The organism is Vibrio sp. 10N.222.52.B7 (genome assembly GCF_041474275.1).
Classification (GTDB): domain Bacteria; phylum Pseudomonadota; class Gammaproteobacteria; order Enterobacterales; family Vibrionaceae; genus Vibrio; species Vibrio crassostreae_C.
Genome location: NZ_JBFRTU010000197.1, coordinates 1 through 258 on the forward strand (window position 1 = coordinate 1; position 258 = coordinate 258).

The following is a 258-nucleotide window of genomic DNA, read 5'->3' on the forward strand; positions in this document are numbered from 1 at the left end:
AACTCAACAAAGCCTTCGTTCTCATGTGAACCTGCGGCTGTACCGATGACCTCTAAACCCGCCCAATCACTATCTATGGATTCAGCAATACCTTCTCTCTGTGCTTCTGCATTACAAGTCGGGTGGTAAGTAGCAACCACATAATCAACCAAACCAAGTACATGTGCAGAATAACGAGAGCGCATTAATTGCTCGGGTGTTTCAACTGCACTGTGGTTAAGGTGTGCTGATTCGCAACATTGTTGGTAAGTATTTTTG

General features: G+C 44.6%; 1 protein-coding gene. It reads right to left on the reverse strand.

Annotated features, from left to right (window positions below):
* A partial coding sequence (locus AB4512_RS22345; RefSeq protein WP_372175728.1) for a YchJ family metal-binding protein occupies positions 1-258 on the reverse strand: 258 nt, incomplete at both ends.